Here is a 12,175-nt window from a genome sequence, read left to right on the forward strand (position 1 = left end):
GGCGATGTTGTGAGTCAGTTCCAGTGCCCGAGCGAGACGCATAAAAAAATCCGATGCCAATACAGGCATCGGATTTTGATTTCTTGCGGCCAAAGGTCAAGCAAGAGGGCTTAACTGATCGGCATTACCCCTCGGGGTGCTTTTTTTATATCTGAAATTACTGCTGCGGCTGGTTCTGACCGATAACCAGGCGCCCTTCCTTGTCGACAGGGATCTGGTTGCCTGGATCACGATCCATGCGCACGGAGCCTTCCTTGCCGTCCAGGGTGTAACGCACGTCGTACCCGACAACCTTGTCGCTGATGTCGTTAACGGTGTTACAACGAGTTTGAGTGGTGGAGTAGGTATCGCGGTTCTGCATGCCTTCCTGAACCTTGTTACCGGCATAACCACCACCAACCGCACCGGCCACCGTGGCCAGCTTCTTGCCATTACCGCCACCGACCTGATTGCCCAGCAGGCCACCCGCCAACGCACCTACCACCGTACCGATGATCTGATGCTGATCTTCCACAGGCTTCTGCCGGGTTACGGCAACATCCTTGCAGACTTCACGCGGGGTTTTAATCTGGGTTTTCACCGGCTGCACCGCCAGCACTTGCGCATACTCAGGGCCGCTTTTTACCAGGCTGTAGGTGGCAACAGCACCCCCGGCAGTCACACCGACAGCACCCAATACCGCACCAACCAGTAACGACTTGTTCACGTGAACCTCCTGACCATCACAAACGGACCGAACGATCCGCGCTATACCCAGCCTTGGAGCAAAAAAAAAGGCGCGAGTTCAATACTCGCGCCTTCTTTGTAACAGCTGATCAACAAACACCCATCAAGGGCGGTCGTCGACCTCCTTGCCGGTGCTGGCAGGAGGGATCAAGTCTTCGCTGTTGAGGTTCAGCCAGATCAGTACCACGTTGGCGATGTAGATCGACGAGTAGGTACCCGCCAGTACGCCGATGAACAGCGACAGCGAGAAGCCCCACAAGTTGTCGCCACCGAACACCATCAGTGCGGCAATCGCCAGCAACGTGGAGATCGAGGTCGCCATGGTGCGCAGCAAGGTCTGGGTGGTGGAAATATTGATGTTCTCGATCAACGTCGCCTTGCGCAGTACCCGGAAGTTCTCACGAACCCGGTCGAATACCACGATGGTGTCGTTAAGGGAGTAACCAATGATTGCCAGCACTGCCGCCAACACGGTCAGGTCGAAGGTGATCTGGAAGTAGGCCAGGATACCCACGGTCACGATCACGTCGTGGATCAGCGACACAATGGCGCCGACACCGAACTTCCACTGAAAGCGGAAAGCCAGGTAGATCATGATGCCGGCCAGCGCCATCAGCATGCCGAGGCCGCCCTGGTCGCGCAGCTCTTCACCCACCTGCGGGCCCACGAACTCGACGCGCTTGACCGACGCCGGGTTGTCGCCGCCGACCTTCTGCAAGGCCTCGGCTACCTGGTGACCCAGTTGCGGGTCTTCGCCTGGCATACGCACCAGCAGGTCAGTGGTAGCACCAAAGCTCTGCACGATGGCTTCGTGATAGCCAGCCTTGACCAGTTCGTTGCGCACCAGGCTAACGTCGGCCGGCTTCTGGTAGGTCAGCTCGATGAGCGTACCGCCGGTGAAGTCCAGGCCGTAGTTCAAGCCCTTATGGAACCAGCTGAACAACGCCAGAACGGTAAGCACCATGGTGAAGCCGAACGCAATGTTGCGAACGCCCATGAAGTTGATTGTACGTAACATGGCAGCCCCTTAAATCCACAACTTCTTGAAGTCACGTCCGCCAAAGATCAGGTTGACCATTGCGCGGGTCACCATGATGGCCGTGAACATCGAGGTAAAGATACCGAGGGACATGGTCACCGCAAAACCTTTGACTGGGCCTGTGCCCATGGCAAAGAGAATCCCGCCGACCAACAGAGTGGTCAGGTTGGAGTCGAGAATCGCGGTAAATGCCCGGCCGAAGCCTTCGTTGATTGCCCGTTGCACGGTCATGCCCGCAGCGATCTCTTCACGAATCCGCGAGAAGATCAGTACGTTGGCGTCTACCGCCATACCCATGGTAAGTACGATACCGGCGATACCTGGCAGGGTCAGCGTTGCACCCAGCAGCGACATCAAGGCCAGCAGCATCACCATGTTACCTGCCAGCGCGACGGTAGCGATGATGCCGAAGAAGCGGTAGATGGCGATGATGAACAGGGAAACGAACAGCATGCCCCACAGCGCAGCGTCGATACCCTTGGTGATGTTGTCCGCACCCAGGCTCGGGCCGATGGTACGTTCTTCAGCGAAGTACATCGGGGCCGCCAGGCCACCGGCACGCAGCAGCAGCGCCAGTTCGGACGACTCACCCTGGCCGTTCAGGCCGGTGATGCGAAATTGAGCACCCAGCGGCGACTGGATAGTCGCCAGGCTGATGATCTTCTTCTCTTCTTTAAAGGTCTGTACCGGTACGTCTTTCTCTACGCCGTCGACCACTTGCTTGGTGTAGGTGGTGACAGGACGCTGTTCGATGAAGATCACCGCCATGCTGCGACCGACGTTGCTGCGGGTTGCGCGGCTCATCAGTTCGCCGCCGTGGCCATCCAGACGGATGTTCACTTCAGGAGAACCGTGCTGCGAGTCGAAACCAGCCTTGGCATCAGTTACCTGGTCACCGGTAATGATCAAGCCACGCTCGATCAACGCTGGAGGACGATTGCCTTCACGGAACTCGAACTCCTCGGCAGTAGCGCGGGTAGCACCCGGCTCAGCAGCCAAACGGAATTCCAGGTTGGCTGTTTTACCCAGGATACGCTTGGCTTCAGCAGTGTCCTGCACGCCCGGCAGTTCAACCACGATGCGGTTGGCACCCTGACGTTGCACGATCGGCTCGGCCACACCCAGCTCGTTGACGCGGTTACGTACCGTGGTCAAGTTCTGCTTGATGGAGTATTCACGGATTTCCGCCAGCTTGGCCGGGGTCATCGCCAGACGCAGTACCGCCTGACCATTGAGGTCGGCCGGAACAATGTCGAAATCGTTGAAGTTCTTGCGGATCAGCGCACGGGCCTGTTCGCGGGTTGCTTCATCAGCAAAGCCCAGCTGGATGGCGCCGTTGAGCTGCGGCAGGCTGCGATAACGCAGCTTCTCTTTACGCAGCAGGCTCTTCACATCGCCTTCGTAGACTTTCAGGCGAGCGTCGAGGGCTTTGTCCATGTCCACTTCCAGCAGGAAGTGCACACCACCGGACAAGTCCAGGCCCAGCTTCATCGGGTGTGCGCCAATCGCGCGCAGCCATTTCGGCGTGGTTTGTGCCAGGTTCAGCGCGACGACGTAGTCATCACCCATGATCTTGCGCACAACATCTTTGGCCGGCAATTGGTCTTCTTGCTTGGTCAGACGCAACAAGCCGCCCTTCGCATCAGCAGCCAAGGTTGCCGCTTTAACCTGGATACCCGCGTCGGTGAGCGCTTTGCTCGCACGGTCCAGATCAGCCTGATTGACTTGCAACGCAGTGCTGGCGCCAGTGATCTGGATCGCCGGGTCATCAGGATAGAGATTGGGAGCGGAATAAATAAAACCGATCGCCAGCACCGCCAGGATCAGTACGTATTTCCACAGAGGGTATTTGTTCAGCATCACGCCGCCCGCTTATAACGCGGGGCGCCTTGCGCGCCCCGTCGATTGGTAAAGGTTGGAACTTAGATCGCTTTGAGCGTGCCTTTTGGCAGCGTGGCGGCGATGGCGCCCTTCTGGAACTTCATTTCTACGGTGTCGGAGACTTCCAGAACCACGAAAGCGTCAGACACTTTAGTGATTTTGCCGGCGATGCCGCCAGTGGTCACGACTTCGTCGCCTTTCTGCAAGCTGCCCAGCAGGTTCTTCTGCTCTTTGGCGCGCTTGGCCTGTGGACGCCAGATCATCAGGTAGAAGATGACCAGGAAGCCGACCAGGAAAATCCACTCAAAACCACCGCCCAACGGGCCGGCAGCGGCCGGTGCAGCGGCATCAGCCATGGCATTAGAGATAAAAAAGCTCATTTAGCACTCCAGTTGCAAATAGTGAATCTTAGGGTCGGAAAACTCAGTCCAAGGGCGGCACGGGTAGCCCGCGCTTGGCATAGAAGGCATCGACGAAGGCGGCCAATGTACCCTGTTGAATAGCCTCGCGCAAACCAGCCATCAGGACTTGGTAGTGACGCAAATTGTGGATGGTATTCAACATGCTACCCAGCATTTCCCCACACTTGTCCAGATGGTGCAGATAAGCACGCGAGAAGTTCTGGCAGGTGTAGCAGTCACAGGTAGGATCCAGCGGCGATTCATCATGGCGATGGAACGCGTTACGGATCTTCAGCACGCCTGTATCGATGAACAGATGCCCATTGCGGGCATTACGGGTTGGCATCACGCAATCGAACATGTCCACACCGCGGCGCACACCCTCTACGAGATCTTCCGGTTTGCCAACGCCCATAAGGTAACGAGGTTTGTCAGCAGGCATCAGGCCCGGCAGGTAGTCCAGCACCTTGATCATCTCGTGCTTGGGCTCGCCCACCGACAGACCGCCGATGGCAAGGCCGTCAAAGCCGATCTTGTCCAGGCCTTCGAGCGAGCGCTTGCGCAAGCTTTCATGCATGCCGCCCTGCACGATACCGAACAGTGCAGCGGTGTTATCGCCATGGGCATTCTTCGAACGCTGGGCCCAACGCAACGACAGCTCCATCGACACCCGTGCCACGTCTTCATCGGCCGGGTACGGCGTGCATTCGTCAAAAATCATCACAATGTCGGAGCCCAGGTCCCGCTGGACCTGCATCGACTCTTCCGGGCCCATGAACACCTTGGCGCCGTCGACCGGGGAGGCGAAGGTCACGCCCTCCTCCTTGATCTTGCGCATGGCGCCCAGGCTGAACACCTGGAAACCGCCGGAGTCGGTCAGGATCGGGCCTTTCCACTGCATGAAGTCATGCAGGTCGCCGTGCTTCTTGATCACTTCGGTGCCCGGGCGCAGCCACAGGTGGAAGGTGTTGCCCAGGATGATCTCGGCGCCGGTGGCGACGATATCCCGTGGCAGCATGCCTTTTACGGTGCCGTAGGTACCGACCGGCATGAAGGCAGGCGTTTCTACCGTGCCACGTGGAAAAGTAAGACGACCACGACGGGCCTTGCCATCGGTAGCCAGTAATTCAAACGACATACGACTCATAAGGTTTCCTCTGGGCCCGCTTCTTTAGGGGCAGTCGGCGCCGGATTGCGGGTGATAAACATCGCATCACCGTAGCTGAAAAAACGGTATCCATGCTCGATGGCGGCTTTATAGGCGGCCATGGCTTCGGGATAACCTGCGAACGCCGACACCAGCATCAACAGCGTGGATTCCGGCAAATGGAAATTGGTCACCAGGGCGTCGACCACATGAAACGGCCGGCCCGGGTAGATAAAGATATCGGTGTCGCCACTGAACGGCTTGAGCACGCCATCACGCGCCGCACTCTCCAGCGAACGCACGCTGGTCGTACCGACCGCCACCACACGCCCGCCGCGCGCCTTGCACGCATTGACCGCGTCCACCACTGCCTGGCTGACTTCCAGCCATTCGCTGTGCATGTGATGGTCTTCGATGTTATCCACACGCACCGGCTGAAACGTGCCGGCCCCCACGTGCAGGGTCACAAAGGCCGATTCGATGCCCTTGGCGGCAATCGCCTCCAGCAGCGGCTGATCGAAATGCAGCCCCGCCGTGGGCGCCGCCACCGCACCCAGGCGCTCGGAATACACCGTCTGATAGCGCTCGCGGTCCGAGTCTTCGTCGGGGCGGTCTATATAAGGAGGCAACGGCATGTGGCCGACACGCTCCAGCAGTGGCAACACTTCCTCGGCAAAGCCCAACTCGAACAGCGCATCGTGACGGGCCAGCATTTCAGCTTCGCCACCGCCATCGATGAGGATCTTCGAACCCGGTTTCGGCGACTTGCTGGAGCGCACATGGGCCAGCACGCGATGGCTGTCCAGCACCCGCTCCACCAGAATTTCCAGCTTGCCGCCGGACGCTTTATGGCCAAACAGCCGTGCCGGAATCACCCGGGTATTGTTGAAAACCATCAAATCGCCCGGGCGCAAATGCTCAAGCAAATCAGTGAATTGACGGTGTGCGAGGGCACCGCTGACCCCGTCCAGGGTCAGCAGTCGACTGGCGCGACGCTCGGCCAAAGGGTGGCGAGCGATCAGCGAATCAGGGAGCTCAAAAGTAAAGTCAGCAACGCGCATGATGGGGTTCGTCTAGCAGGGCCGGGAAGTCTAGCGGAAATAGTGAAAATTGACCATGAAACGTGATTGACCAACGGTAATCTCATCTCTATACTTCGCCGCCATTGAGCCCTGATGGCGGAATTGGTAGACGCGGCGGATTCAAAATCCGTTTTCGAAAGGAGTGGGAGTTCGAGTCTCCCTCGGGGCACCATCTTAAAAAAAGACCTTGAAATTCAAGGTCTTTTTTTTCGCCTGCAGGAAAGTGATGATGGGCCGGCGAATGCGAGAGAAGAGGAACCTTGACCATGGAACTGACGCTGGAAGCTGTTGCGCTTTTTGCGCTCAAGCTGGTGCATGAGACCGAAGGCGCGAGCCCGATTCTGCGGGACGACTTGGTCATGGACGGCTATGAGCGGGAAGTGTTTGGCTTGCTGGTGCGCAAGGGCGATGTGAGCGCTATCCAGCAAAAGATCGACGAGTGCCTGGTGTTGGCCCTCGAATCCCTGGGCGGTGCAAATACCGTGATGGGCCGCGAGCTGCAACGGCTTGCGGTGGATGTGCTCCAAGCGACGACACTGGAAGCACTCAATGCCCCGCTCAACGCACTCAGGGATTACCTGAAAGCCATCCTGTAACGCGCTACTTACCGCCGTCCTTCGACCGCCATGCGTACCGCCAGGCCCATCAGTACGGAGCCCATCAGCCAGCGCTGCACGGTTTGCCAGACGGGTTTACGGATGAAAAATCCCGCAATTGATCCCGCCATAAGAGCGATCAGCGCGTTGACGCTCACGCTGATCATGATCTGCGTAAAGCCCAGTACCAGTGATTGCGAGAGAACGCTGGCGTGGCCGTTTGGGTCGATAAACTGAGGCAGCAACGACAAATACATCACCGCCACTTTGGGATTCAGCAGGTTGGTGACAAAGCCCATCATGAACAGCTTGCGCGGGCTGTCCTTGGGCAAGTCCCGAACCTGGAACGGCGACCTGCCACCCGGCTTCACCGCCTGCCAGGCCAGGTACACCAGATACAGCGCCCCGCCGAGCCGCAGCGCGTCGTAGGCATAGGGAACCGCCATCACCAACGCCGTAATACCCAATGCCGCGCAGAACATATAGACGACAAAACCCAACGCAACGCCGCCCAGGGAAATCAACCCGGCCATTCGCCCCTGGCAGATCGACCGCGAAATGAGGTAAATCATGTTCGGGCCAGGCGTCAGCACCATGCCGAGAGAGATCAGGCCATAGGCAAGCAGGCTGGACAGTTCGGGCATGGTGTAGCTCCTTGAGTTTTGTTCGGTCGGCGTTGTTGGGCGCCATGGTAGGGCGATAAATTGAAGGCCGTTAGATACAGATCCGCGAGCAAAACGTCATACACCGGCGCGGGCGTTTACCGCACCACTCACCCAAGGAAAGGCAAATGATCGACTTCAACAACAAAGGCTTCTTCAAACTCAAACAAAACAACGAATACGCCGAACGCGTATCGTCATTGCTGCTGGATGATGAGCAGGTCATCGATTCCTACAAGGCCATGCGCGACGGCGTAGTGTTCACCACCAAGCGCATCATCGCGGTGAACGTGCAAGGGATTACGGGCAGCAAGAAAGACTTCACGTCCCTGCCGTACAAAAATATCGTCGCGTATTCGGTGGAAACGTCCGGGACGTTTGATCTGGATTCGGAACTGGAAATTTACTTTTCGGCGGTGGGGAAAGTGAAGTTTGAGTTCACGGGGAAGACGTCGATTGTTGAGATATCGAAGTTGATTTCCAAGCATGTGCTTTGAGCCAGCCGAAGCCCTCAAACGCCTAAAAAAAGACCTCGAATAACGAGGCCTTTTTTTCGCCTAAGGAAAAGTATTCCTGGATGGACTCAATCACATGTGGGAGCTGGCTTGCCTGCGATGGCGTCCTCCCACACCCTGCAAAACCACCTACCTACTCAACCGCCCCATTCGGCAACATCCCATTCGCCAAATCATCCACCACCGCCTTAGCCATCTCCCCCAAATAATGCGACGCCCACGCATAGCGATCGGCGCCCTTCTCCATGGCTGCATCCAGCGCCAACATCTTTGAACAGTGAAGCAAGACAGAAGCGTGCTCCAAGGCATCGCGAATAGCCACGCCTGAATTAACGCGGAAAAGATGATGGAAATCCGGCGAAGCGCCGCAGGTGGAAAAGGTGATGACACCGAGGGTTTTGTTGAGAGGCGGGTTGATCATTGGACACCTCCGTTACGAAGCCAGGTGGTGCTTGCAGAACAGCAGATGTACGAACAGACAGAAACAATCATTGGCTTAACCCCTAATGTAGAGTGAAGCCGCCACTTTCGTTTCCAGGCGAATGGGTGGCAGCTATGCGCAGGCTGGAAAACCGGGACAATAGGAACCCGGCAGACCCGAAGGTCTCCCGCGCACAGCCGCCATAACACGGAGATGCTGGCATAAAAACACCAGTAATCGTGATAAATAGTGGCATCTGTGCGCTATTGTTCCACGGGTTTCCAGGCCCGGTCGCTGAGTTAACAACGACGGGTGAGAAACTAGCGTGTAAGTAGGGGCAAGCAAAGCAACGCCTTGTGACGAGAAGTGTCCACAGCGCAGCCCTAAGAAAATCGCTGGAACGTTCCTTAATTTCAGAAATACAAGTGACATGCAAGTTTTGAAAAAACCGAAATAACTGCTTAATACATCGAGTTGCAATTAGCCGCGCTGCCGAACGGATTTATATATGTCAGATGCAGCTAGAACGGTCAGTCGACCTCGCTCCCTCGCCTATGCCTGCAACACCAAATCACTCCCGCAACAGTCGAAACGGCAAAAACACCAACATTCCCCATCAACCAGATCGCAAAATTACGACTCTGGTCCGCATCCCCTTCATAAAACGGCCCAAAATACGCAGAAATAGCCACGAACAAACCGTTGAACACCCCCAACGCCAACACAACAATAAAAATGACAACCAGCCCGCCTTTGACGACGCTCATATAACCTTCCAAAACCAGATTTCCCTGGACTCGTGATAGTCCGAGAACGTCCCCTCAATCGAGAACCCCAGTTGAATACGCGGGTAGCTCAGCCAGTCCGTCAGCCTTCTGCCATTCCATAGGTCGATATGATCGCCGCTACGGTTGCCGAAGGTTTCGTTTCCCCGGCGCCAGAAATCCTTAAAAAATATGATGCCCTGTTGCCCCGCCAAAGCATCTTCAAAGCCTTCGGGCTTTATCTTTCGCATAGGTTGCAAACCAGGGATATTCGCCTTGCTCAGCGCCTTGGCCATCTCCTCCGCCGCCAGCACATGCCCCTCATCTTTTGGATGTTGCCAGCAATAGCGCACACCTTTCAATTTACCGAGATCGGCCCCCGCTCTTCGCAAAGCCACACCAAGATTTATAGCGCATTGATCGCTGAAATTTTTGGCGCCATTGGTTCTACACGGAGCAGCATCTCCAAAAATTTCTGGATGTTTTTTCCATAACGCGTCGAATCTGAGCATTCCGCTTTTCCCTGGCGTCTTTTCTACGCGACCGTAGCAATAGACTTACATTCGATGGAGGCGGCGCCGGCAATGCGATGAAAACCAGAACGGCCCTACAACCGCAAAAGCATAGATTGCAGGATGAAGAATACAAGACGGCTCTTCTCCCGACCGCCCTGCCGACCGATGCTGAAGCATCTCAGGGCAATGAGAGACAAATTTTGAAAGGGTTGAAAGACGATCTGCGGCCGGACGAGCAATCAGCGTCAGAGCAGAAACCTCCATGGGGCACGAGCCGCTAAACGGATAGCAATTTAAGCAAGCCCCGCCTAGACGCCCTCTTCCCCATGTCGCTGTTGATCCAGTGACTTTTCCCACACCTCCCATCGAACAACGAGAATTTCAGGTTCCTCTCCGCTCTCATAGGCTCGCTTCCTTGCACAGGGAAGTGAGTCGTCATGACAGAGCGCGCGTATCCAATTACCGAAGAAGAGCAGCTGAAGCGGAGAATTCTGACTCCGCAGCCTAAGCAGATTCCGTATTCACCGTTCATTGATTTGTATGAAGCGCCTCCCGTCATCACGGCTGAACCCACGAAAATTCCAGGCCATGTGTTCGCCAAGTCGTGCCAGCTGCCCGACGGGATCATCAGCTACAACAACCCCACCGGCTATGTGCCGCTTGAGCTGATCAAGGACTACGGCCACTTCACGCTGTTAGGCGGGCGGGAGGTGGACAGCCACGGCGGCGTTTCCCTCAGGAAAATCAGCGGTAGTGCCCTACCCGTGGGGCTTGGCCAGCTTGTATTGCGCACAGCGGTATTGGAATCCGCGGCTGCGGCGGTCGGTGCCGCAGCTGGGAGTTTGCTTGCAGGGCTGGTGGCGCTGGCCTGGCCGTCGGAGCTTGGCGACAGTGCGCTCTATAACGAAGAGCAGCTTCGTAACCTGCAAAAAGCCCGCTCGCGGATGCGTTTGCACATCGAGCAACAAGCCGACGGGACGCTCAAGGGGTATGGGTTTTACACCGGTAACAATGCCGACTGGCAGATGATCGATGTGGTGCAGTTTCAGAGTCGTGACAGTCAGTTCGTGGCGGATCTTGGCGAGGGAGTTGAGCTGATTTGGACGCCGGCCATTGATCCTGGCGACACCCTTGGCATTCCGGCATTGGAGGCTGCACCGCAAGCTCCGGTGATGTGGATTTATCCGCCGACGGAGGCTGCAAAGCAGATTCTGGTGAATCCGATTTATCCGCCGGAGTATCGGGATTTTATTCTGGTGTTTCCGGTGGAGTCGGGGGTTCGGCCGCTGTATGTGGTGGTTAACGAGCCACGAAAGGGGCTTAAAAACCCGGACCATGATTATTTCCCGGCCCCCAACGCTGCAGACATAACTGGCTTTCCAGGTCTGATAGACCAAAGACCCGTGACACCGAGGAAAGGCGGTAGCGGCTTACGCGAGCGCTGGATAGATGCCAAAGGGAGGAAAATATTTGAGTGGGATTCCAAGAAAGGCGAATTAGAAGTCTATCGGAACAGTGACCTTGTCCACCTCGGCGCCTTCGATCCATACACCGGCGAACGTCGAGGTCGAGCCAAACCCGAACGCCGCATATACAGATAAAGTGGAAAACACATCATGGTTATGAAAGTCAGATTGCGTTGGTACGACAAGCAAAGCAATTACGTGAAGGCAGATGAATACTCGGCAGATGTTGATGACGCGGAGAGCTTTTTTGAAACGCTAGGGTTGAGTCAAGAAACGGCGATATATGCGGACGTGTTCAACGTTCGCCCAAGCTGGATAGCGACTATCCAACCGCATTTCCAGCACGTAATTGAACCCGTGAACTTCGATTACCAAATCTCTTTCAGCTACCAAGGCACATGGCCGCCCCAATCCTCCAAGAAACCATAAAGGAATCCAATGAAAAAGCCCCCTCTCTACCGCTCAGTCAACACCCGCACGCACAACGTGCGTCACGGCAGTTGCCGCACCTACAGGCAACAACGCCATAGTAAAAGCGAAAAGAATTCCATGCTCAGCCGTGGATCAATGCACAGCCATCACCGGCACGGCTTCGATTACACGCCACTATTCCGGTTTCTTCTGTCCAAGGTCGGCCACCAATGGGATGCGATTTTCAGCGAAGCCAACGCCCGCCTGGACCGCCCGGATCCCGTGTTCTGGATGGTGGCCCTACACGAAAGCGAAAAAAGCGAGTACGTACGAACGGACGAGTCCACCTATTACAGCGGCTTATACGTCGACGAGGCGGGCTTGCTACAAAAGGTTAACCCGCAATTGACACCCGCGTTCATGAAGCCGTTTTGCAACTGCTGCACCCACACCTTCAACGGTGTGGTATTCCCACCGGTTCCACCCCACAGGAGCTAAAACTCAACCGCGCACACAACCCACCCACCTCCCGGTTATACAGCTCCAACC

At 56.3% G+C, this 12,175-nt stretch carries 15 protein-coding genes and 1 tRNA gene; 6 read left to right on the plus strand and 10 right to left on the minus strand.

The genetic code is table 11. From position 1 onward, the window contains the following. Nucleotides 1-157: 157 nt before the first annotated feature. From CEC48_RS29355 to queA, 6 genes are all read right to left on the minus strand, one after another. Nucleotides 158-706 (minus strand): glycine zipper 2TM domain-containing protein, encoded by a 549-nt coding sequence (locus CEC48_RS29355; protein ID WP_088427015.1) that lies wholly within the window; start codon nt 704-706, stop codon nt 158-160. 123 nt (nt 707-829) lie between these two features. Then, a complete protein-coding gene (secF, locus tag CEC48_RS29360; RefSeq protein WP_088427016.1) occupies nt 830-1,744 on the minus strand; it encodes a protein translocase subunit SecF in 915 nt (304 codons plus the stop codon). 9 nt (nt 1,745-1,753) lie between these two features. After that, a complete protein-coding gene (gene secD, locus CEC48_RS29365) occupies nt 1,754-3,625 on the minus strand; it encodes a protein translocase subunit SecD (protein WP_088427017.1) in 1,872 nt (623 codons plus the stop codon). A 62-nt stretch (nt 3,626-3,687) separates the two neighbouring features. Then, nucleotides 3,688-4,026 (minus strand): preprotein translocase subunit YajC, encoded by a 339-nt coding sequence (gene yajC / locus CEC48_RS29370; protein ID WP_076017553.1) that lies wholly within the window; start codon nt 4,024-4,026, stop codon nt 3,688-3,690. 43 nt (nt 4,027-4,069) lie between these two features. Next, complete coding sequence (gene tgt / locus CEC48_RS29375; protein ID WP_010176873.1) at nt 4,070-5,185, minus strand: tRNA guanosine(34) transglycosylase Tgt; 1,116 nt, start codon at nt 5,183-5,185, stop codon at nt 4,070-4,072. Between the two features lie 5 nt (nt 5,186-5,190). Next, a complete protein-coding gene (queA, locus tag CEC48_RS29380) occupies nt 5,191-6,255 on the minus strand; it encodes a tRNA preQ1(34) S-adenosylmethionine ribosyltransferase-isomerase QueA (protein ID WP_088427018.1) in 1,065 nt (354 codons plus the stop codon). A 108-nt stretch (nt 6,256-6,363) separates the two neighbouring features. On the opposite strand from queA, the gene CEC48_RS29385 reads away from it, so the two are divergent. After that, nucleotides 6,364-6,448: transfer RNA gene (locus CEC48_RS29385), tRNA-Leu, on the plus strand. Nucleotides 6,449-6,542: 94 nt separating this feature from the next. Then, on the plus strand, nt 6,543-6,872 hold the full coding sequence (locus CEC48_RS29390) for a hypothetical protein (RefSeq protein WP_088427019.1): 330 nt from the start codon (nt 6,543-6,545) through the stop codon (nt 6,870-6,872). An 8-nt stretch (nt 6,873-6,880) separates the two neighbouring features. Here the strand turns inward: CEC48_RS29390 and CEC48_RS29395 are convergent, their stop codons facing one another. After that, a complete protein-coding gene (locus CEC48_RS29395) occupies nt 6,881-7,516 on the minus strand; it encodes a LysE family translocator (protein WP_088427020.1) in 636 nt (211 codons plus the stop codon). Between the two features lie 146 nt (nt 7,517-7,662). Here CEC48_RS29395 and CEC48_RS29400 point away from each other — a divergent pair, with 146 nt between their 5' ends. Beyond that, nucleotides 7,663-8,031, plus strand: a complete 369-nt coding sequence (locus CEC48_RS29400; RefSeq protein WP_088427021.1) for a PH domain-containing protein — start codon at nt 7,663-7,665, stop codon at nt 8,029-8,031. A gap of 151 nt (nt 8,032-8,182) precedes the next feature. Here the strand turns inward: CEC48_RS29400 and CEC48_RS29405 are convergent, their stop codons facing one another. The 3 genes from CEC48_RS29405 to CEC48_RS29415 form a co-directional block, all read right to left on the minus strand. Next, nucleotides 8,183-8,470 carry a DUF3077 domain-containing protein gene (locus CEC48_RS29405; RefSeq protein WP_088427022.1) on the minus strand — a complete coding sequence of 96 codons (288 nt, stop codon included), beginning with the start codon at nt 8,468-8,470 and terminating at the stop codon, nt 8,183-8,185. A 530-nt stretch (nt 8,471-9,000) separates the two neighbouring features. Continuing rightward, nucleotides 9,001-9,237 carry a hypothetical protein gene (locus CEC48_RS29410; protein WP_088427023.1) on the minus strand — a complete coding sequence of 79 codons (237 nt, stop codon included), beginning with the start codon at nt 9,235-9,237 and terminating at the stop codon, nt 9,001-9,003. Continuing rightward, nucleotides 9,234-9,746 (minus strand): type VI secretion system amidase effector protein Tae4, encoded by a 513-nt coding sequence (locus CEC48_RS29415; protein ID WP_088427024.1) that lies wholly within the window; start codon nt 9,744-9,746, stop codon nt 9,234-9,236. The genes CEC48_RS29410 and CEC48_RS29415 overlap by 4 nt, the downstream gene beginning before the upstream one ends. A 440-nt stretch (nt 9,747-10,186) precedes the next feature. Between CEC48_RS29415 and CEC48_RS29425 the strand changes: the two genes are divergently transcribed. From CEC48_RS29425 to CEC48_RS29435, 3 genes are read left to right on the plus strand one after another with little or no spacing between them, the layout of a single operon-like run. Then, on the plus strand, nt 10,187-11,350 hold the full coding sequence (locus tag CEC48_RS29425) for an S-type pyocin domain-containing protein (RefSeq protein WP_088427026.1): 1,164 nt from the start codon (nt 10,187-10,189) through the stop codon (nt 11,348-11,350). A 15-nt stretch (nt 11,351-11,365) separates the two neighbouring features. Beyond that, nucleotides 11,366-11,644 (plus strand): colicin E3-like toxin immunity protein, encoded by a 279-nt coding sequence (locus CEC48_RS29430; protein ID WP_088427027.1) that lies wholly within the window; start codon nt 11,366-11,368, stop codon nt 11,642-11,644. Nucleotides 11,645-11,653: 9 nt separating this feature from the next. Further along, nucleotides 11,654-12,124 carry a hypothetical protein gene (locus tag CEC48_RS29435; RefSeq protein ID WP_088427028.1) on the plus strand — a complete coding sequence of 157 codons (471 nt, stop codon included), beginning with the start codon at nt 11,654-11,656 and terminating at the stop codon, nt 12,122-12,124. Nucleotides 12,125-12,175: the final 51 nt, after the last annotated feature.

The organism is Pseudomonas sp. K2I15, assembly GCF_002204795.1.
GTDB lineage: Bacteria > Pseudomonadota > Gammaproteobacteria > Pseudomonadales > Pseudomonadaceae > Aquipseudomonas.

Coding starts and splice junctions, on each gene's coding strand:
- secF (WP_088427016.1), bottom strand. CDS start 1,744: ATGTTACGTACAATCAACTTCATGGGCGTTCGCAACATTGCGTTCGGC.
- secD (WP_088427017.1), bottom strand. CDS start 3,625: ATGCTGAACAAATACCCTCTGTGGAAATACGTACTGATCCTGGCGGTG.
- yajC (WP_076017553.1), bottom strand. CDS start 4,026: ATGAGCTTTTTTATCTCTAATGCCATGGCTGATGCCGCTGCACCGGCC.
- tgt (WP_010176873.1), bottom strand. CDS start 5,185: ATGTCGTTTGAATTACTGGCTACCGATGGCAAGGCCCGTCGTGGTCGT.
- queA (WP_088427018.1), bottom strand. CDS start 6,255: ATGCGCGTTGCTGACTTTACTTTTGAGCTCCCTGATTCGCTGATCGCT.
- CEC48_RS29390 (WP_088427019.1), top strand. CDS start 6,543: ATGGAACTGACGCTGGAAGCTGTTGCGCTTTTTGCGCTCAAGCTGGTG.
- CEC48_RS29395 (WP_088427020.1), bottom strand. CDS start 7,516: ATGCCCGAACTGTCCAGCCTGCTTGCCTATGGCCTGATCTCTCTCGGC.
- CEC48_RS29400 (WP_088427021.1), top strand. CDS start 7,663: ATGATCGACTTCAACAACAAAGGCTTCTTCAAACTCAAACAAAACAAC.
- CEC48_RS29405 (WP_088427022.1), bottom strand. CDS start 8,470: ATGATCAACCCGCCTCTCAACAAAACCCTCGGTGTCATCACCTTTTCC.
- CEC48_RS29410 (WP_088427023.1), bottom strand. CDS start 9,237: ATGAGCGTCGTCAAAGGCGGGCTGGTTGTCATTTTTATTGTTGTGTTG.
- CEC48_RS29415 (WP_088427024.1), bottom strand. CDS start 9,746: ATGCTCAGATTCGACGCGTTATGGAAAAAACATCCAGAAATTTTTGGA.
- CEC48_RS29425 (WP_088427026.1), top strand. CDS start 10,187: ATGACAGAGCGCGCGTATCCAATTACCGAAGAAGAGCAGCTGAAGCGG.
- CEC48_RS29430 (WP_088427027.1), top strand. CDS start 11,366: ATGGTTATGAAAGTCAGATTGCGTTGGTACGACAAGCAAAGCAATTAC.
- CEC48_RS29435 (WP_088427028.1), top strand. CDS start 11,654: ATGAAAAAGCCCCCTCTCTACCGCTCAGTCAACACCCGCACGCACAAC.